The following is an 18,633-nucleotide window of genomic DNA, read 5'->3' as shown; positions in this document are numbered from 1 at the left end:
GACATGGAGATTGAAATGGCAACCCCCTCCGCATTTACCCTTAGCGTGCGGCCGGACAATATCGCTGTCGTCACGATCGACGTGCCCGGCGAAAAGATGAATACCCTTAAGGCGGAATTTGGCAGCCAGGTCCGCGCCATCATAAAAGCGATCCGTGATAATAAAGATCTGCGCGGCGTGGTGTTTATCTCTGCCAAGCCGGATAACTTTATTGCCGGGGCCGATATCAACATGATTGACGGCTGCACCACTGCCCAGCAGGCTGAAGCGCTGGCGTATGAGGGGCGGAAAATTATGTCTGATATTCACGCGCTCACCATTCCGGTGATTGCCGCTATCCATGGGCCTTGCCTCGGCGGCGGCCTTGAGCTGGCGCTGGCCTGCCACGGGCGCGTTTGTAGTGACGACGCGAAAACGGTGCTGGGGTTGCCGGAGGTGCAGCTGGGGCTGCTTCCTGGTTCAGGGGGAACCCAGCGTCTGCCACGTCTGGTGGGCGTCAGCACGGCGCTGGAGATGATCCTCACCGGCAAGCAGCTGCGGGCCCGCCAGGCACGGAAGGTCGGGCTGGTGGATGACGTCGTTCCTCACGCTATTTTACTGGACGCAGCGGCGGCGCTGGCGCTAAAGGGGCGACCCGTGAGCCGTCGGCTGCCGGTAAAAGAGCGCATTCTCGCAGGCCCCCTTGGGCGCGCGCTGCTGTTCCACTTCGTGGGTAAAAAGACCCAGCAGAAGACCCACGGCAACTATCCGGCGGCCTCGCGCATTCTGGACGTTATTCATATCGGGCTGGCGCAGGGCAAAGGTAGCGGCTATACGGCCGAGGCACGTGCCTTTGGCGAGCTGGCCATGACGCCCCAGTCCCAGGCGCTGCGGCAGATCTTCTTTGCCACCACTGAGATCAAAAAGGATCCGGGTAGCAGCGTTGAACCTGGCCCGCTGCGGTCAGTGGGCGTGCTGGGCGGCGGCCTGATGGGAGGCGGCATCGCGTTTGTCACCGCCAGCAAGGCCGGGCTACCGGTGCGCATCAAGGATATTAACCCGACGGGCATCAACCATGCGCTGAAATATAGCTGGCAGCAGCTTGATAAAAAAGTGCGCCGCCGCCATATCAGATCCAGCGAGCGGGACAGCCAGATGGCGATGATTTCAGGCGCGACGGACTATCGCGGCTTCTCTCAGCGGGACGTGATCGTTGAGGCGGTATTTGAAGAGTTAAGTCTGAAGCAGCAGATGGTCGCCGATGTTGAAGCCCACTGCGCGCCGCACACTATTTTCGCCTCCAATACCTCCTCCCTGCCGATTGGCGATATCGCTGCTCGCGCGGCACGTCCGGAGAAGGTTATTGGCCTGCACTTCTTTAGTCCGGTGGAGAAGATGCCGCTGGTTGAGATTATTCCCCACGCTGGCACGGATGAGCAAACCATCGCCACCACGGTGAAGCTGGCGAAAAAGCAGGGTAAAACGCCTGTGGTGGTAGCGGACAAGGCCGGGTTCTACGTTAACCGTATTCTTGCCCCCTATATTAACGAAGCGATGCAGATGCTGACCGAGGGTGAGCGTGTAGAGCACATTGATAACGCGCTGGTAAAGTTTGGTTTCCCGGTTGGCCCGATCCAACTTTTGGATGAGGTAGGAATCGATACCGGCACTAAAATTATACCTGTGCTTGAAGCGGCATATGGAGAACGTTTTTCACCGCCCGCAAATGTCGTCAGTGCAATTTTGAATGACGATCGCAAAGGCAGAAAAAATGGCCGGGGTTTCTATCTTTATGACGCGAAAGGGCGTACAAGCAAGAAACAGGTGGATCCTACAATCTACCCGCTGGTAGGTGCCGCAGGCAGCGGGCGTTTAACCGAAGCTCAGGTGGCTGAACGCTGCGTAATGATGATGCTTAATGAAGCGGCACGCTGTATCGATGAGAAGGTTATCAGAAGCGTGCGCGATGGTGATATTGGCGCCGTGTTTGGCATCGGTTTTCCGCCGTTTCTGGGCGGGCCGTTCCGCTACATGGATCGCCTGGAGGCAGATAACGTGGTGGCGACCCTTCAGCGTTTAGCCGCCCAGTACGGCGATCGTTTTATGCCCTGTGAGATTTTGTTACACATGGCGCAGCACGGCACTACGTTCTGGCCGAACAAGGAGGCCGAGCGGGTAAGTTAAGGTCTGGTAAGGGTAAATCTGGCGTTGAATAGGTCAATGCTGTTCAATTTATAAACAGAGATTGACGAGAGTTACGCCGTTGAGGTAAAACACAGCGTTTCATTCGACGAATGGATAAGGCACAATGCCCGGCCACTGCTGTTTCCCGATGCGTTTACGCAGTTCTGCTCGGGCGATATCAGTGCTTCTGGTTAACAAAAGCGGTGCAATATGCAAGTTTTTATCATGCGTCACGGCGACGCTGCTCTCGAAGCAGCCAGTGACTCGGTACGTCCTTTAACGCTGTGTGGCTGTGATGAGTCCCGTCAAATGGCGACCTGGTTAAAGGGACAAAAAGTAAACGTTGAGCGTGTGCTGGTCAGTCCGTTCCTGCGCGCTGAACAGACGCTGGAGAAGGTAGGGGAGTGTATGAACCTGCCGGACAGCGTTGATGTGCTGCCTGAGTTAACACCTGGCGGCGACGTGGCTCTGGTTGGCGACTATCTTCATGCGCTCGCCAGTAAAGGCGTCGCCTCTGTGCTGGTGATCTCTCACCTGCCGCTGGTCGGCTACCTGGTTTCCGAGCTCTGCCCGGAAGAGACGCCGCCGATGTTCCTGACCTCTGCTATTGCCAGCGTGACGCTGGATGGCGAAGGGAAGGGGACCTTAAACTGGCAGGTTAGCCCCTGCAACCTGAAAATGGCTAAGGCGATTTAACACTGCCTGGCCATCGCTAAAGAGCCGCTTATGCGGCTCTTGTCATTTCTGGCATCTGGTCGCGGTATCTGGGCCGCTCATCATGGGAGTTCTGGCGGCTGCCACTCCTCGACCTCGATCAGCACCAGCAGTGCCGCATCGCCGCCGTACTCTTTCGGCGCCTGGTGGAAGGCCATCACGTGTGGATGCTGCGCCAGCCACAGCGGCGTCTGCTGTTTCAGGATGTGCTTCCCATGACCATGCATCACACAGGCGCAGAAGACGTGTTCCCGACGGCAGGCGGCGATCAGCGCGCCCAGCTCCTGCTTGGCCTGCTGCTGAGTTAGGCCGTGCAGGTCAAGAAAGAGCTCCGGCGAATAGTCTCCCCGCCGCATCTTCTTTACTTCAAAGTGGCTCACGTCCGAACGAACGTACTTTACCGGCCCCTCGGTGTTGAGCAGCGGCTGGAATTCATCAGAAAAGTAGTGGCTGGCGTCGGCCTGCTCCTGAAGCAGTCGCTTGACCGGCACGTCGCTGATCTTCTTGCGCAGGGGACGGTGCACAATGGTGTCCTGCTTGATCTGGCGCGTACCGGTCATCAACTGGCGGAACAGGGTCTGATCCGCCTCGCTAAGTGATGTTTTCTTCTTCATTCATTCATCTCATTTCTGATTTTTTTCAGTTTACCCGACTCGCCGCGCTCTGTGTTCAGGCAAAATGCTTTTTTCCGGCTGGCTGTGCGCGAGAATGCTGATTTATCGGCGTCTTCATGGCAAACTAGCCGCCGAATTTATAGCAAGGCATGTCCCGGAGGATAGCGTGGATAAAATATTTGTCGATGAAGCAGTGAGTGAGCTGCACACCATTCAGGACATGTTACGTTGGTCGGTCAGCCGATTCAGCGCGGCAAACATCTGGTACGGGCACGGTACCGACAACCCGTGGGACGAAGCGGTGCAGCTGGTGCTGCCAACCCTCTACCTGCCGCTGGATATTCCAGAAGATATGCGCAGCGCGCGCCTGACCTCCAGCGAGCGCCACCGTATCGTTGAGCGCGTGATCCGCCGCGTCAACGAGCGTATCCCGGTCGCCTATCTGACCAACAAAGCCTGGTTCTGTGGCCACGAGTTCTATGTCGATGAGCGCGTGCTGGTGCCCCGTTCACCAATTGGCGAACTCATCACCAGCCGCTTTGCCGGCATTATCAACCACCAGCCGCAGCATATTCTGGATATGTGCACCGGCAGCGGCTGCATCGCTATCGCCTGCGCCTACGAGTTCCCGGAAGCGGAAGTTGACGCCGTAGACATCTCTACCGAGGCGCTGGCCGTGGCCGAGCACAATATCGAAGAGCACGGTCTGATCCATAACGTGACGCCTATCCGCTCCGATCTGTTCCGCGACCTGGTTAAGGTGCAGTACGATCTGATCGTCACCAATCCGCCCTACGTGGATGAAGAGGATATGTCGGATCTGCCTAACGAGTATCGCCACGAGCCTGAGCTGGGCCTGGCCTCCGGCAGCGACGGTCTGAAGCTGACGCGCCGCATTCTTGCTTGTGCGCCAGACTACCTCACCGACAACGGCGTGCTGATTTGTGAAGTCGGCAACAGCATGGTACATCTGATAGAGCAGTACCCTGAGGTGCCCTTTACCTGGCTTGAGTTCGATAACGGCGGCGACGGCGTCTTTATGCTGACTAAAGCGCAGCTGCTGGCGGCCCGGGAGCATTTCAGCATCTACAAAGATTAATAAAACCATAATACATAGTTACATAACGACAGTGGAGCCGTGATGGCAGGAAACAGTATTGGACAACTCTTTCGCGTGACCACCTTCGGGGAGTCACATGGCCTGGCGCTCGGCTGCATTGTCGACGGCGTACCACCCGGGATCGCCCTGAGCGAAGCCGATCTGCAGCACGATCTGGATCGCCGCCGTCCGGGCACCTCACGCTATACCACCCAGCGCCGCGAGCCGGATCAGGTGAAGATCCTCTCCGGCGTTTTTGAGGGCGTCACCACCGGTACCAGCATCGGCCTGCTGATTGAGAATACTGACCAGCGCTCGCAGGACTACGGCGCCATCAAAGATGTTTTCCGTCCAGGCCACGCTGACTACACCTACGAGCAGAAATATGGCCTGCGCGACTACCGGGGCGGCGGCCGTTCGTCGGCGCGTGAAACCGCCATGCGCGTGGCGGCAGGGGCGATCGCAAAAAAATTCCTCGCAGAGAAATTGGGCATCACCGTTCGCGGCTGCATGACCCAGATGGGGGATATCCCGCTGGAGATCAAAGCCTGGGACCAGGTTGAGCAGAACCCGTTCTTCTGCCCGGATCCAGACAAGATTGCAGCGCTTGATGAGCTGATGCGCGCCCTGAAAAAAGAGGGCGACTCTATTGGGGCGAAGATCACCGTGGTCGCCGACGGCGTGCCGCCGGGGCTGGGCGAGCCGGTGTTTGACCGTCTCGATGCCGATATTGCCCACGCGCTGATGAGCATCAACGCGGTGAAAGGCGTGGAGATTGGCGAAGGCTTTGCGTCGGTAGCCCTGCGCGGCAGCGAAAACCGGGACGAGATCACCCACGCGGGCTTTACCAGCAACCACGCGGGCGGCATTCTCGGCGGTATCAGCAGCGGCCAGCAGATTGTCGCCAATATCGCCCTGAAGCCGACTTCCAGCATTACCGTGCCGGGAAAAACCATCAACCGCACCGGGGAAGAGGTGGAGATGATCACCAAAGGCCGTCATGACCCTTGCGTAGGTATCCGTGCCGTCCCCATCGCCGAAGCGATGCTGGCAATTGTTCTGATGGATCACTTTATGCGCCAGCGGGCGCAAAACGCGGACGTGACGACAACCCTCCCACGCTGGTAAACGATGAAAAAAACGCTTATTGCGCTGCTGGCGGTGCTCGCCAGCCATACCACGCTTGCGGCGACGCCGTGGCAAAAAATCTCCCAGCCGATTGCCGGTAGCGTGCAGTCGATAGGGGCCTTCTCTAATGGCTGTATCGTTGGCGCCAGCGCGCTGCCGATCCAGTCTGACGCCTATCAGGTGATGCGCACCGATCAGCGCCGCTACTTTGGCCATCCCGACCTGGTGCAGTTTATTCAACGCCTCAGCGGGCGGGTGCACAATCTCAACCTCGGAACGGTGCTGATAGGGGATATGGGCATGCCCGCTGGGGGGCGCTTCAACGGCGGCCACGCCAGCCATCAGACCGGGCTGGACGTCGATATCTTCTTACAGCTGCCAAAAACGCGCTGGACCGCGGCGCAGCTGCTGAAGCCCCAGGCGCTGGATCTGGTCTCTCAGGACGGCAAGCACGTTGTCTCCTCCCTGTGGCAGCCGGAAATCAACCATCTGATTAAGCTGGCCGCGGAAGATAACGACGTGACGCGCATCTTTGTTAATCCGGCCATTAAGCAGCGGCTGTGCGAAGACGCGGGAACCGATCGCGACTGGCTGCGCAAGGTGCGTCCGTGGTTCCAGCATCGGGCGCATATGCACGTGCGTTTGCGCTGCCCGGCAGATAGCCTGGAGTGCGTCGATCAACCTCTGCCGCCGCCGGGAGACGGCTGTGGTGCAGAGCTGCAAAGCTGGTTTGAACCGCCTAAACCTGCCTCAACGAAGCCTGAGAAGAAGACACCGCCGCCGTTGCCGCCTTCCTGCCAGGCGCTACTGGACGAGCATGTACTTTAATGGAAAATTTTAGCGATCTCTTTTTGGTCTCTCCGCTGCTGCTGGCAGTGCTTTTTTTTGTGGCCATTCTGGCCGGGTTTATTGACTCTCTGGCGGGGGGCGGTGGGCTGCTGACCATCCCGGCGCTGCTGGCGGCGGGCATGACCCCCGCCCAGGCGCTGGCGACTAACAAGCTGCAGGCCTGCGGCGGCTCCATCTCATCCTCTCTCTACTTTTTGCGCCGTGGAGTTGTGAGCCTGGGCGATCAGAAGCTGAATATTCTGATGACCTTTATCGGCTCAATGGCGGGGGCGCTGCTGGTACAGCACGTCCAGTCCGACGTGCTGCGCCAGATCCTGCCGGTACTGATCATCTGTATCGGGCTCTACTTCTTATTGATGCCGAAGCTCGGGGAAGAGGATCGGCAGCGCCGCCTCTACGGCCTGCCATTTGCGCTGGTGGCTGGCGGCTGCGTAGGCTTCTACGACGGCTTCTTTGGCCCAGCCGCCGGATCGTTTTACGCCCTGGCCTTCGTGACGCTTTGCGGCTTCAATCTGGCGAAATCCACCGCCCACGCCAAGCTACTCAACGCCACCTCCAATATTGGCGGCCTGCTGCTGTTTATCATCGGCGGCAAGGTGGTGTGGGCCACCGGATTTGTGATGCTTGCCGGGCAGTTTATCGGTGCGCGCTTCGGCTCGCGCCTGGTGCTGAGCAAAGGGCAAAAGCTGATCCGCCCGATGATTGTTATCGTCTCGGCAGTGATGAGCGCCAAACTTCTTTTTGATAGCCACGGACAGGAGATCCTCCACTGGGTGGGGATACACGCATGAGCAGTACGACACACCGCTACGAGCAGCTGATTGGGATCTTCAACGGCTGCTTTGCCGATGATTTTAATACGCGCCTGGTGAAGGGCGACGACGAGCCTATTTACCTTCCGGCTGACGACGAGGTCGACTATCACCGGATCGTTTTTGCCCACGGCTTTTACGCCAGCGCGCTGCATGAGATTTCACACTGGTGCGTCGCTGGCAAGGCACGCCGGGAGCTGGTCGATTTTGGCTACTGGTACTGCCCGGACGGTCGCGATGCCGCTACCCAGGGACAGTTTGAGGACGTCGAGGTGAAACCTCAGTCCTTTGAATGGCTCTTCTGCGTGGCCGCGGGCTTCCCGTTTAACGTCAGCTGCGACAACCTTGAAGGCGACGTCGAGCCGGATCGCATTGCCTTTCAGCGCCGGGTGCATGCCCAGGTGATGACCTGGCTGGAGCAGGGGATCCCCGAGCGTCCGGCCCGCTTTATCAAGGCATTACAGGATTATTATCACACGCCGTCTTTAACGGCAGACCAGTTTCCGTGGCCGAACGATCTGAACTAGCGCCACGGTTTTTAAAGAGGAAAGAAGATGATCGCGGAATTTGAATCACGCATTCTGGCGTTAATTGATGACATGGTTGAGCACGCCAGTGACGATGAGCTTTTCGCCAGCGGTTACCTGAGCGGCCACCTGACGCTGGCCGTCGCCGTGCTGGAAAACGGTGACGATCACTCCCCGGAGGCGGTGTACGCCCAGGTGACCTCCAGCCTTGAGCAGGCGATTCAGGGCGGCGAGCTCTCTCCGCGCGATCAGGTGCTGGTGCTGGAGATGTGGGAGAGACTCTACCAGCAGGCGCTGGCTTAAGGTGCAATTTTGCCCGGTGGCGCGATGCTTACCGGGCCTAGGGGCCTGTAGGCCGGGCAAATGCAGTGCCGCCCGGCGAACCCTCGTTACAACTCAGCGCGTTTCACTGCCTTACCCTTCAGCAGTTTTCTTACCCACAGACGATTTGGATTCAGCGCCGCGAGGGTCTCCGCCTCCAGCGGGATCGGCTCGTCGCTCATCTGCGCCGCCAGGATCTCTGCCGCCAGCGGAGCGCTGCATAGCCCGCGTGAACCCAGCGCGCCAAGCATATACAGCCCTGCATGCACTGGGGCCGAAACGGCGTGCTCCTGCTGCTCAGCCAGCTCCGCATAGTTCTCCACGGTAGCTGCATAATCGGCAACGTTACCCACCATAGGCAGATGGTCGCGTGTGGCGCAGCGCACGCCGCAGCGGGCGGACTTGCCGCTGACGTCTACCTCTTTTGCCCACTCCGCCTCGGGGAAGCAGTCGATTAACCGCTGGCGATTGTGCTGCTGATCCTCTTCGCTGTAGCTCGCCTCCTGTTGACCGCGATGGTAGCTCGCGCCGATGCAGTGCTCGCCGTTAGCGGGATTCTGCGGCGTCAGGTAGCCGTCATAGCACAGCACCTGACGCAGCGCCGACACTCCAGGGCGGGCAGGGATGTGGCTCACCTGGCCACCGACGGCGTAGACCGGCAGGTTTTCCGTCTGGGTAAACTGATTGACGCGGTGACCGTTCGCCAGCACCACCGTCTGATGGCAGGCGCTTTCGCCTTGAGTAAACGTCAGCTGCCAGCCCCTCTCCGTGGCGATGAGGGCGTTAACCTCGGATTGATACTGTACGCGCAGGCCCTGAGAAACTGCCAGCGCCAGCGCGGCGGCGGTAAGCTGGGCCGGGCAGAGCCAGCCGCCTGCCGGGTACTGAATGCCGCCGCAGCCGGTATCGACCCCTGTGGTCGCCTTCACCGCTTCGGCATCTACCGCCACGGCCACCTCGGCAGGGAGGGCCAGACTAAGCATCTGGGCAATCTTCTGCTGACTCTTTTCATCCCAGCCAAGCTGAGTGACGCCGCACCAGTCGCGGTCGAACTCAACCGGCAGGGTATCGTACAGCCTGAGGGCAAAGGTAAAGGCGGCCGGGAAGAAGCGGGCCAGAGCCGGATCGTGGGCGCTCAGCAGGGGATAGAGCGCTCCCTGGCGATTGCCGGACGCTCCCTGAGCGGGCGTCTCGTCGGCGCAGTAGAGCGTCACCTGCCAGCCCCGGCGCAGCAGAGAGAGTGAGAGCAGAGCGCTGGCAATGCCGCCGCCGACAATCGCTGCCTCCTGACCCGCTGCCGGCGTGCGGGCAAACCATGGCGTGCGCGATACGGGGTTCAGCGTTTGCTGCATCTCACCGGTTAGCATCTCGCGCTTGCGGCCAAATCCTTTTCTTTTTTGCATGGTGAAGCCCGCCTCCTGTAATCCCCGGCGGACAAAACCGGCGGAGGTAAAGGTTGCGAGCGTGCCACCGGGACGCGCCAGACGGGCCATGGCACTAAACAGCGACGGCGTCCACATCTCCGGGTTTTTCGCCGGGGCAAAGCCGTCAAGAAACCAGGCATCAACCTTCTGGTTGAGGGAATCATCCAGCGCATCGGTTAGTGTATTAATATCGCCAAACCAGAGATCGAGCGTAACGCGTCCGCCTGCCAGCAGCAGACGATGGCAGCCCGGCAGGGCGGCAGGCCACTGCGCCTGAAGCTGCTCCGCCCAGGGGGCCAGCTCGGGCCAGTGTCGGTGCGCCTGGGCTAAATCCGTGGCCTTTAGCGGAAATTTTTCAAAACTGATGAAGTGTAATCTTTGCAGCGTAGCCTGCGGGTGTGCGAGCAGAAACGCATCAAACGCCTGCCACAGCGTAAGAAAGTTTAGCCCGGTGCCGAAGCCGCTTTCGGCAACGATAAACAGCGGGCGCGGATGCACGGGAAAACGGGTGGCGAGCTGGTTGCCATCGAGGAAAACATGGCGTGTCTCCTCAAGTCCATTATCATTAGAGAAATAGACGTCGTCGAAATCTCGGGAAACAGGTGTACCCTCAGCGTTGAATTCGAGGTTGGCAGATTGTATAGCGGTTTGTTTCACGTAAGTTACTCGCGTGGCAGGCAGTGGCACGATCTTAACGATGTCGGCCCGCTGGCGCAAATTTCTCCAGAAATTGGCTGATCGGACTTGTTCGGCGTACAACTGTACGCTATCTTGCGAATCGAATCTTATAATAGTGCGAATGACAGAGGTATTGAATGAAACGTGCAGTGATTACTGGCTTGGGCATCGTTTCCAGCATCGGTAATAACCAGCAGGAAGTCCTCGCATCTCTGCGTGAAGGGCGCTCAGGGATCACTTTCTCCCAGGAATTTCACGATTCTGGTATGCGCAGCCACGTATGGGGTAATGTAAAACTGGACACCACGGGCATGATTGACCGCAAAGTGGTCCGTTTCATGAACGATGCCGCCATCTACGCCTTCCTCTCTATGCAGGAGGCCATCGCTGATGCTGGCCTGAGCGAAGAGGTTTACCAGAATAATCCACGCGTTGGCCTGATCGCTGGCTCGGGCGGCTCGTCCAAAGCACAGGTCTTTGGTGCGGACGCCATGCGCAGCCCGCGCGGCCTGAAAGCGGTTGGCCCCTATGTCGTGACCAAAGCGATGGGTTCAGCGGTTTCCGCCTGTCTCGCCACGCCGTTCAAAATCCACGGCGTCAACTACTCTATCAGCTCCGCCTGTGCGACCTCCGCACACTGCATCGGTAACGCGGTTGAGCAGATCCAGCTGGGCAAACAGGACATCGTTTTTGCTGGCGGCGGCGAAGAGCTGGGCTGGGAAATGGCCTGTGAGTTCGACGCGATGGGCGCGCTCTCTACTAAGTACAACGACGATCCGGCGAAAGCCTCCCGTACCTACGACGCTAACCGTGACGGTTTCGTTATTGCAGGCGGCGGCGGTATGGTGGTGGTGGAAGAGCTGGAGCACGCTCTGGCACGCGGCGCGCACATCTATGCGGAGATCGTGGGCTACGGCGCCACCTCCGACGGTGCTGACATGGTTGCTCCATCCGGTGAAGGCGCGGTGCGCTGCATGCAGATGGCGATGCACGGCCTGGACACGCCGATCGACTACCTGAACTCCCACGGCACCTCTACTCCGGTAGGCGACGTGAAAGAGCTGGGTGCGATCCGTGAAGTCTTCGGCAACAACAGCCCGGCTATCTCTGCTACCAAAGCCATGACCGGCCATTCGCTGGGCGCGGCGGGCGTGCAGGAAGCCATCTACTCTCTGCTGATGCTGGAACACGGCTTTATCGCCCCAAGCATCAATATCGATGAGATGGACGAGAAAGCAGAAGGCCTGAATATCGTCACCGAGACGACCGAGCGTGAGCTGAACACCGTAATGTCCAACAGCTTCGGCTTTGGCGGCACCAACGCCACGCTGGTGATGCGCAAGCTGAACAAATAATTGCCTTCCGGCAACATAAAAGGGAGCCTTCTGGCTCCTTTTTTTATGCTCAAGCGATGGCCAAAGCCAGGGGCAATTATGTGACATGCGTCCGGCAATCTGCCGCATCGGTTGCTATCCTCCAGTAGATTCCAACGAAGAGGGGGTACAGATGCCTGGATTTAAAGCAGATTTTCTTTGGGGCGGGGCGGTGGCCGCGCATCAGCTGGAGGGCGGCTGGCAGGAGGGAGGCAAAGGCGTTAGCGTTGCCGACGTGATGACCGCCGGGCGGCATGGCGTGCCGCGAGAAATTACCGAAGGCGTCATCGAGGGGAAATACTATCCCAACCATGAAGGCATCGACTTTTACCATCGCTACCCGCAGGACATTAAGCTGTTTGCGGAGATGGGCTTTAAATGCTTCCGTACCTCTATCGCCTGGACACGCATCTTCCCTCGCGGCGATGAGCTGGAGCCGAACGAAGCCGGGCTGCAGTTCTATGACGATCTCTTCGACGAGTGCCTGAAGTACAACATCGAGCCGGTGATCACCCTTTCACACTTTGAGATGCCCTATTACCTGGTCACCGAATATGGCGGCTGGCGCAACCGGCAGACAATTGAGTTCTTCGTTCGCTTTGCCAAAGCCGTCTTTACCCGTTACCAGAAGAAAGTGAAGTACTGGATGACCTTTAACGAGATCAACAACCAGGCCAACTTCAACGAGGATTTCGCGCCGTTCACCAACTCCGGGCTGCACTATAAGCCGGGTGAGGATCGCGAGCGGATTATGTATCAGGCCGCGCACTACGAGCTGGTGGCCAGCGCGCTGGCGGTGGAGGCCGGGCACGCGATTAACCCGGAGTTCCAGATTGGCTGCATGATCGCCATGTGTCCGGTCTATCCGCTCACCTGCGATCCCAACGACATGATGATGTCGGTCAACGCCATGCATCGCCGCTACTGGTTTGCCGACGTGCACGTTCGGGGCTACTACCCGAAACACACTCTGAACTACTTTGCGCGGAAAGCGTTCAACCTCGATATGACCGATGAGGATCTGCGCATCCTGCAGCGCGGCTGCGTCGACTACATTGGCTTTAGCTACTACATGTCGTTTGCCACCAAAGCCACCGAGGATAATCCTCGCCTTGACTATGACGAAACCAAAAGCCTGGTCACTAACCCGTGGGTAAAAGCCTCCGACTGGGGGTGGCAGATCGATCCGGTGGGGTTACGCTACTCGTTGAACTACTTCTACGATCTCTATCAGCTGCCGCTGTTTATTGTCGAAAACGGCTTTGGCGCTATCGACAAGCTGGAGGCGGACGGCACGGTGGACGACAGCTACCGCATCGCCTACCTGGGCGACCATATTCGCGAAATGAAGAAGGCGGTAGAGGAAGACGGTGTCGATCTGATGGGCTACACCCCATGGGGCTGCATCGACCTGGTCTCGGCGGGAACCGGCGAGATGAAAAAACGCTACGGCTTTATCTATGTCGACAAGGACAATGAAGGTAAAGGCACGCTGGCGCGCAGCAAGAAAAAATCGTTCGACTGGTATAAAGAGGTGATCAGAAGCAACGGCGAGAACCTGTAGCGGGAAAAGCCAGTCAGCGGCGGCGCTGACTGGCTGGCTGGCTGGCACGGCATCAGGGGATAATTCGCTCGCTCTTCAGCCGATCGAACAGCCCGGTAAAAGAGTCCAGCGTGCTGCGATAGCCGATAAACCCGGCCTTGCGGCTTTTACTCATATCGGTAAAGGCCTCCATCGGACGGCCCAGGTCGGCATCGGTATGCCACCATGAGACCAGCTTGTTGATGTCCGCCTCACGCAGCTGATGGTGCGCGGCAATCGTCCGCCAGGCGGCCTCGGCCTCCAGCATTCGACCCTCCAGGGGCATCATCTTCTCAGGGTAGGGCGCGGCCTCAATACCAAAATACGCAGCGAGGCGCGGCCACAGCCACTTCCAGCGGAATACGTCCCCGTTAACGGCGTTGAAGTCCTGGTTGGCTGCCGTCGGGCTGGTGGCTGCCCATTCCAGCTGCTCGGCCAGCAGGCCAGCATCGGTCACGTCCGACACGCCGTTCCACTGCTCAGGGGAGCCTGGGAAGATAAAGGGCCAGCCTTTTTCCCGGCACAGGGTGGCGTACACCGCCAGCGTCTGGCCCATATTCATGGCATTGCCCAGCGCATAGCCGACAATGGTATGCGGACGATGCACGCTCCAGCGATAGCCATACTTCTCGGCTCCCGCGAAAAGCGCATCCTCCTGGGCATAGTAGAAGTTCTCCACCGGCTGTCGACCCTGCTCTTCACGGAAAGGGGTCACCGGTACGGCACCTTTGCCGTAGGCTTCAAAAGGACCAAGATAGTGCTTAAGCCCGGTGACCAGCGCCACGTGCGCGCCGTGCAGACGGTTACCCAGCGCCTCAATGACGTTTTTCACCATCGCGCCGTTCACACGGATATTCTCTTTCTCACTCTCCTGACGCGCCCAGACGCTAAAGAAGAGCGCATCCGGTTTGACCGACTTCAGCGCCTCGTTGACCGCCGCCGCATCGGTCAGATCCGCCGTCAGGCTGGTACAGCCAGCGAGCACGTCGCCGCGTCCGCGTGACAGGCCGGTAACCTCCCAGCCCTCTTCCAACAGCTTCTCTGCCAGGGCGCGTCCAATCACGCCGCTGATACCCACTATCAATGCTTTTTTGCGCATCGCGCTCTCCTCATAACCAGGTCAGATAAAAAGCCTAATAGAGAATTGCGTTCTTATCCCGGTTATCTGCGTCAGGTGCGCGTTAAATCACCAGCCAGATCACTGCCATCACCACCAGCAGCGCGAGGGCAATCAGGCCCGGACGGGCAGAGAGCGACTTGACCGACTCCATCACCGGTGCGAACAGCGGATTGTAGATCGGCTGAATATTACGCGGCTCCAGCAGGGCCTCGTTGCGCTCGGCGCGGCGCAGGAAGATGTGGTTGAGCAGATCCTGCACCTGGGCGGTGGTCAGCACCGTCTGCGGCGTGACCTGATACGTCTGCTGGGCATAATCCTGCATGCTCTGCCATTCGCGCGCGTCCAGCGGCTGCTTCAGGGCCGACTGCACCGTATGCAGGGTCGGCGCCGTCTGGGTGCTCAACGTCTGGCGCGCCTGCAGCCATGTCAGGAGGTGGGCAAACTGCCTGGCCGGGATCGGCTCCCCGGTTTTCGCGCCGGAAAGCTCAATCATCGACTGCCAGATAAGCTTGCTGGACTCACCCGTGGCGGCAGCCAGCTTGGTGACCGCCTGGTTCAGCGTATTGTGCTCGGCAGGCAGCATCGGGCGATCGGTGGCCGGGCGCTGCTGCGGCTGGGGGATCGCCAGCTCGCCTTTCTGCAGCATCACCAGCACGGTCTTAAGCTGCTCGGGAGAGAGTTGGCTAAGCGCCGTCTGGCCAAACTGATGGCGGATAAACGTGCTCACCGCCTGGCGATTGTTGCCCTGGCCCAGCAGCTCCGTCAGCTGTGAGAGCACCTGACGGTTAGCACTATTCTGGACGGCACCCTCCAGGCGCTGGGTCAGACTCTGCTCGGCGGCAGGGAAGTGCCTGGAGAGCAGGGGAGCGTCGTTTTTTAAACCCAGATCGTGCTTCACCCCGGCCCAGACTTCGGCGCTCTGCTGCTGCGTCAGGGCCACCAGACGGGTAATCAGCCTCTCCAGCACCGTGCGCTGCTGGGTGGAGAGGGGCTGGTCGCCTGCGGCTGTGGTGGGGGTGGTCGGCTCTTGCCCGGGAGGGCGCGCCGGCGCACCCTGAATGGGTTGCATCATCTCTGTCCTTCTCTCTTACGTATGCGGCTCGCGTAACGGTCTGCGGCATTGTCGGTATGCCTGGCGGCGAGATTATGGCACACTTGCGCCGTTATCTCCCGTTCTCATACAGGTACCGTAACGTGAAAATCCTCGTTGATGAAAATATGCCTTATGCCCGCGAACTCTTTAGCCGTCTGGGCGAGGTAAAACCCGTTGCAGGCCGCCCGATCCCCGTGGACGAGTTGGCTGACGCGCAGGCATTAATGGTGCGCTCCGTCACCAGGGTCAATGCATCACTGCTCAGCGGGACCGCCGTTAAATTTGTCGGTACGGCTACCGCCGGAACCGATCATGTCGATCAGGCATGGCTGGACGAGGCGGGGATTGGCTTCTCTGCTGCACCGGGCTGCAACGCGATTGCGGTTGTGGAGTATGTCTTCTCCGCCCTGTTGATGCTGGCCGAACGCGACGGCTTTACGCTGAAAGATCGCACCGTGGGCATTGTCGGCGTCGGCAACGTCGGGTCGCGTTTACAAGCGCGGCTGGAGGCGTGGGGCGTGCGCACCCTGCTATGCGATCCACCGCGTGCCGAACGCGGCGATGCGGGGGATTTCCGCCCGCTGGAGGCGCTGGTGCGCGAGGCTGATATTCTCACCTTCCACACGCCGCTGTTCAAAGAGGGGCCGTATAAAACGCTGCACCTTGCTGACGACGCGCTGATTAGCGCCCTGAAGCCGGGCGCGATCCTGATCAATGCCTGCCGGGGCGCGGTGGTGGACAACGCCGCACTGCTCACGCGTCTGGAGGCCGGGCAGGATCTCAGCGTGGTGCTGGACGTGTGGGAGCCGGAGCCGGATCTCAACGTCGAGCTGCTCAAGCGTGTCGATATCGGGACGCCGCACATCGCTGGCTACACCCTGGAGGGCAAGGCGCGCGGCACCACTCAGGTCTTTGAAGCCTTTAGCGCCTTTATCGGCCATCGCCAGCAGGTTGCCCTCGACACCCTGCTGCCCGCGCCGGAATTTGGCCGCATCACTCTGCATGGCCCCCTCGATCAGCCAACGCTGAAAAGAGTGGCCCATTTAGTGTATGATGTGCGCCGCGATGATGCACCCCTGCGTAAAGTGGCGGGCATCCCGGGTGAGTTTGATAAGCTGCGCAAAAACTACCTTGAGCGCCGCGAGTGGTCATCGCTCTATATTCAGTGTGATGACGCCGAGGCCGCAAGCCTGCTGCATAAGCTCGGTTTTACCGCCGTCTATCACCCGACGCACTAAACTTATTCTCTTTCGCTCTCCGCCCTGCTGCGGGGAGCGTACTGCTATTGTCTGGAGTAAACCACCATGTCAGAAGGCTGGAACATTGCCATCCTGGGCGCGACCGGCGCTGTCGGCGAAGCCCTGCTCGAAACGCTTGCTGAGCGTCAGTTCCCGGTGGGCGATCTGTATGCGCTGGCCCGTCACGAGAGCGCTGGTAAAGATCTGCGCTACGTGGGTAAAACAATCTATGTCCAGGACGCCGCCGAGTTTGACTGGACGCAGGCGCAGCTGGCCTTTTTCGTGGCTGGCGCGGAGGCTTCAGCTACCTATATTGAAGAGGCGACCAACGCCGGCTGCCTGGTGATCGACGCCAGCGGCCTGTTTGCGCTGGAGCCGGACGTGCCGCTGGTTGTGCCGGACGTTAACCCGTTTGTGCTGGCCGACTACCGCAACCGCAACGTGATCGCCGTCGCCGACAGCCTCACCAGCCAGCTGCTGACCGCGCTGAAGCCGCTGATTGAGGCGGGTGGCCTGTCACGCATCGCTGTGACCAACCTGCTGTCGGTCTCGGGTCAGGGCAAGGCGGCGGTGGATGCGCTGGCCGGGCAGAGCGCCAAGCTGCTCAACGGCATTCCCGTGGATGAAGAGGACTACTTTGGTCGCCAGCTGGCGTTCAACATGCTGCCGCTGCGCGTTGATGGCGAAGGCAGCGTCCCTGACGAGCGCCGCGTCGTCGACCAGGTGCGCAAGGTGCTGCAGGATGAGGGGCTGATGATCTCCGTCAGCAGCGTCCAGTCGCCGGTCTTCTACGGCCACGCGCAGATGGTTACCTTTGAAGCCCTGCGTCCTCTGGCGGCGGAAGAGGCTCGCGACGCCTTTGCCCATGGCGAAGATATCGTCCTCTCCGAAGCGGGTGAGTTTCCTACCCAGGTGGGAGATGCCTCCGGTAATACTCAGCTCTCCGTCGGCTGCGTGCGTAACGACTACGGCATGCCGGAGCAGATCCAGTTCTGGTCAGTCGCCGACAACGTGCGCTTCGGCGGCGCGCTGATGGCGGTGAAGATCGCTGAGAAGCTGGTCCAGGAGTATCTCTACTGATGTCAGAAGTGCAGGAGAAGCCGGTCTATCGGATCGCGCTGGGCATTGAGTACGACGGCAGCAAATATTATGGCTGGCAGCGGCAGAACGAAGTTCGCAGCGTGCAGGAGAAGCTGGAGAAGGCGCTCTCGCAGGTCGCGAACGAGCCGATCTCGGTCTTCTGCGCGGGCCGCACCGATGCAGGCGTGCACGGCACGGGGCAGGTGGTGCACTTCGAGACCACCGCCCTGCGTAAAGACGCTGCCTGGACGCTGGGCGTAAATGCGAATTTACCTGGTGACATTGCGGTGCGCTGGGTGAAAGATGTGCCCGATGATTTTCATGCCCGATTTAGCGCCACGGCTCGCCGTTACCGCTACGTCATCTACAACCATCGCCTGCGTCCGGCGGTGCTTGGCCAGGGCGTGACGCACTACCATCAGCCGCTGGACGCAGAGCGGATGCACCGCGCGGCCCAGTGTCTGATTGGCGAGAATGACTTTACCTCGTTCCGGGCGGTACAGTGCCAGTCGCGCACGCCGTGGCGTAACGTGATGCACATTAACGTAACCCGTTACGGTGCATATGTGGTGGTCGATATCAAAGCCAATGCCTTTGTACATCATATGGTCAGGAACATTGTCGGCAGCCTGATGGAAGTAGGTAGCCACAACCAGCCGGAGAGCTGGATAGCAGAGCTGCTGGCGGCCAGGGATCGTCGGCTAGCAGCGGCAACGGCAAAAGCGGAAGGGCTGTACCTGGTGGCGGTGGACTATCCCGCCAGGTTCGCGCTGCCGGTATTGCCTATGGGCCCGCTGTTTTTAGCGGACTAGATGCAG

Annotated in this window: 17 protein-coding genes; 13 read left to right on the top strand and 4 right to left on the bottom strand. The window is 59.6% G+C overall.

The annotated features are described in order from the left end of the window. Positions 1-15: 15 nt before the first annotated feature. Complete coding sequence (gene fadJ, locus NR795_RS10645) at positions 16-2,163, top strand: fatty acid oxidation complex subunit alpha FadJ (protein WP_374544164.1); 2,148 nt, start codon at positions 16-18, stop codon at positions 2,161-2,163. A 210-nt stretch (positions 2,164-2,373) separates the two neighbouring features. Continuing rightward, positions 2,374-2,859 (top strand): phosphohistidine phosphatase SixA, encoded by a 486-nt coding sequence (gene sixA, locus NR795_RS10640; protein WP_144816882.1) that lies wholly within the window; start codon positions 2,374-2,376, stop codon positions 2,857-2,859. 80 nt (positions 2,860-2,939) lie between these two features. Here sixA and smrB read toward each other — a convergent pair whose 3' ends face one another. Then, positions 2,940-3,491 carry an endonuclease SmrB gene (smrB, locus tag NR795_RS10635; protein WP_257758181.1) on the bottom strand — a complete coding sequence of 184 codons (552 nt, stop codon included), beginning with the start codon at positions 3,489-3,491 and terminating at the stop codon, positions 2,940-2,942. A 166-nt stretch (positions 3,492-3,657) separates the two neighbouring features. On the opposite strand from smrB, the gene prmB reads away from it, so the two are divergent. From prmB to NR795_RS10605, 6 genes are read left to right on the top strand one after another with little or no spacing between them, the layout of a single operon-like run. Further along, complete coding sequence (prmB, locus tag NR795_RS10630; RefSeq protein ID WP_257758180.1) at positions 3,658-4,590, top strand: 50S ribosomal protein L3 N(5)-glutamine methyltransferase; 933 nt, start codon at positions 3,658-3,660, stop codon at positions 4,588-4,590. 42 nt (positions 4,591-4,632) lie between these two features. Further along, positions 4,633-5,718 (top strand): chorismate synthase, encoded by a 1,086-nt coding sequence (gene aroC, locus NR795_RS10625; RefSeq protein ID WP_144816889.1) that lies wholly within the window; start codon positions 4,633-4,635, stop codon positions 5,716-5,718. Between the two features lie 3 nt (positions 5,719-5,721). After that, positions 5,722-6,546: a penicillin-insensitive murein endopeptidase gene (mepA, locus tag NR795_RS10620; RefSeq protein WP_257758179.1), complete on the top strand. Its 825-nt coding sequence runs from the start codon at positions 5,722-5,724 to the stop codon at positions 6,544-6,546. Further along, positions 6,546-7,358 carry a sulfite exporter TauE/SafE family protein gene (locus NR795_RS10615; protein ID WP_144816894.1) on the top strand — a complete coding sequence of 271 codons (813 nt, stop codon included), beginning with the start codon at positions 6,546-6,548 and terminating at the stop codon, positions 7,356-7,358. Before mepA ends, NR795_RS10615 begins: the two co-directional genes overlap by 1 nt. Beyond that, positions 7,355-7,906: an elongation factor P hydroxylase gene (locus tag NR795_RS10610; protein ID WP_257758178.1), complete on the top strand. Its 552-nt coding sequence runs from the start codon at positions 7,355-7,357 to the stop codon at positions 7,904-7,906. Before NR795_RS10615 ends, NR795_RS10610 begins: the two co-directional genes overlap by 4 nt. A 27-nt stretch (positions 7,907-7,933) precedes the next feature. After that, the gene (locus NR795_RS10605; protein ID WP_144816896.1) at positions 7,934-8,209 is read left to right on the top strand and encodes a YfcL family protein; all 276 of its coding nucleotides are present in this window, start codon (positions 7,934-7,936) and stop codon (positions 8,207-8,209) included. 86 nt (positions 8,210-8,295) lie between these two features. Here NR795_RS10605 and mnmC read toward each other — a convergent pair whose 3' ends face one another. Continuing rightward, entirely contained in the window at positions 8,296-10,308 is a 2,013-nt protein-coding gene (gene mnmC, locus NR795_RS10600; RefSeq protein ID WP_257758177.1) for a bifunctional tRNA (5-methylaminomethyl-2-thiouridine)(34)-methyltransferase MnmD/FAD-dependent 5-carboxymethylaminomethyl-2-thiouridine(34) oxidoreductase MnmC, read from the bottom strand. A gap of 158 nt (positions 10,309-10,466) precedes the next feature. Here mnmC and fabB point away from each other — a divergent pair, with 158 nt between their 5' ends. Both fabB and NR795_RS10590 read left to right on the top strand, forming a co-directional pair. After that, a complete protein-coding gene (fabB, locus tag NR795_RS10595; RefSeq protein ID WP_144816900.1) occupies positions 10,467-11,684 on the top strand; it encodes a beta-ketoacyl-ACP synthase I in 1,218 nt (405 codons plus the stop codon). Positions 11,685-11,835: 151 nt separating this feature from the next. After that, positions 11,836-13,266, top strand: coding sequence for a 6-phospho-beta-glucosidase (locus NR795_RS10590; RefSeq protein WP_257758176.1), 1,431 nt, complete (start codon positions 11,836-11,838; stop codon positions 13,264-13,266). A 52-nt stretch (positions 13,267-13,318) separates the two neighbouring features. Here the strand turns inward: NR795_RS10590 and NR795_RS10585 are convergent, their stop codons facing one another. After that, the gene (locus NR795_RS10585) at positions 13,319-14,383 is read right to left on the bottom strand and encodes an SDR family oxidoreductase (RefSeq protein ID WP_257758175.1); all 1,065 of its coding nucleotides are present in this window, start codon (positions 14,381-14,383) and stop codon (positions 13,319-13,321) included. Positions 14,384-14,465: 82 nt separating this feature from the next. Next, the gene (gene flk / locus NR795_RS10580) at positions 14,466-15,473 is read right to left on the bottom strand and encodes a flagella biosynthesis regulator Flk (RefSeq protein ID WP_144817399.1); all 1,008 of its coding nucleotides are present in this window, start codon (positions 15,471-15,473) and stop codon (positions 14,466-14,468) included. A 125-nt stretch (positions 15,474-15,598) separates the two neighbouring features. On the opposite strand from flk, the gene pdxB reads away from it, so the two are divergent. The 3 genes from pdxB to truA all read left to right on the top strand — a co-directional run bounded on the left by pdxB (position 15,599) and on the right by truA (position 18,627). Continuing rightward, positions 15,599-16,735: a 4-phosphoerythronate dehydrogenase PdxB gene (gene pdxB / locus NR795_RS10575; protein ID WP_144816906.1), complete on the top strand. Its 1,137-nt coding sequence runs from the start codon at positions 15,599-15,601 to the stop codon at positions 16,733-16,735. Between the two features lie 66 nt (positions 16,736-16,801). Beyond that, positions 16,802-17,815: an aspartate-semialdehyde dehydrogenase gene (locus tag NR795_RS10570; RefSeq protein WP_144816908.1), complete on the top strand. Its 1,014-nt coding sequence runs from the start codon at positions 16,802-16,804 to the stop codon at positions 17,813-17,815. After that, positions 17,815-18,627, top strand: a complete 813-nt coding sequence (gene truA, locus NR795_RS10565) for a tRNA pseudouridine(38-40) synthase TruA (RefSeq protein WP_144816911.1) — start codon at positions 17,815-17,817, stop codon at positions 18,625-18,627. The genes NR795_RS10570 and truA overlap by 1 nt, the downstream gene beginning before the upstream one ends. The last annotated feature ends 6 nt before the right edge of the window (positions 18,628-18,633 follow it).

The sequence above is a fragment of the Pseudescherichia sp. L3 genome, assembly GCF_024656065.1.
In the GTDB taxonomy this organism is placed as follows: Bacteria; Pseudomonadota; Gammaproteobacteria; order Enterobacterales; family Enterobacteriaceae; genus Pseudescherichia.
This window is presented reverse-complemented; position numbering and strand designations above follow the sequence as displayed.

Excerpts from the sequence above, each read along its gene's own strand:
- fadJ (WP_374544164.1), top strand. The coding sequence starts at position 16 with ATGGCAACCCCCTCCGCATTTACCCTTAGCGTGCGGCCGGACAATATC.
- sixA (WP_144816882.1), top strand. The coding sequence starts at position 2,374 with ATGCAAGTTTTTATCATGCGTCACGGCGACGCTGCTCTCGAAGCAGCC.
- smrB (WP_257758181.1), bottom strand. The coding sequence starts at position 3,491 with ATGAAGAAGAAAACATCACTTAGCGAGGCGGATCAGACCCTGTTCCGC.
- aroC (WP_144816889.1), top strand. The coding sequence starts at position 4,633 with ATGGCAGGAAACAGTATTGGACAACTCTTTCGCGTGACCACCTTCGGG.
- mepA (WP_257758179.1), top strand. The coding sequence starts at position 5,722 with ATGAAAAAAACGCTTATTGCGCTGCTGGCGGTGCTCGCCAGCCATACC.
- NR795_RS10615 (WP_144816894.1), top strand. The coding sequence starts at position 6,546 with ATGGAAAATTTTAGCGATCTCTTTTTGGTCTCTCCGCTGCTGCTGGCA.
- NR795_RS10610 (WP_257758178.1), top strand. The coding sequence starts at position 7,355 with ATGAGCAGTACGACACACCGCTACGAGCAGCTGATTGGGATCTTCAAC.
- NR795_RS10605 (WP_144816896.1), top strand. The coding sequence starts at position 7,934 with ATGATCGCGGAATTTGAATCACGCATTCTGGCGTTAATTGATGACATG.
- fabB (WP_144816900.1), top strand. The coding sequence starts at position 10,467 with ATGAAACGTGCAGTGATTACTGGCTTGGGCATCGTTTCCAGCATCGGT.
- NR795_RS10590 (WP_257758176.1), top strand. The coding sequence starts at position 11,836 with ATGCCTGGATTTAAAGCAGATTTTCTTTGGGGCGGGGCGGTGGCCGCG.
- NR795_RS10585 (WP_257758175.1), bottom strand. The coding sequence starts at position 14,383 with ATGCGCAAAAAAGCATTGATAGTGGGTATCAGCGGCGTGATTGGACGC.
- flk (WP_144817399.1), bottom strand. The coding sequence starts at position 15,473 with ATGCAACCCATTCAGGGTGCGCCGGCGCGCCCTCCCGGGCAAGAGCCG.
- NR795_RS10570 (WP_144816908.1), top strand. The coding sequence starts at position 16,802 with ATGTCAGAAGGCTGGAACATTGCCATCCTGGGCGCGACCGGCGCTGTC.
- truA (WP_144816911.1), top strand. The coding sequence starts at position 17,815 with ATGTCAGAAGTGCAGGAGAAGCCGGTCTATCGGATCGCGCTGGGCATT.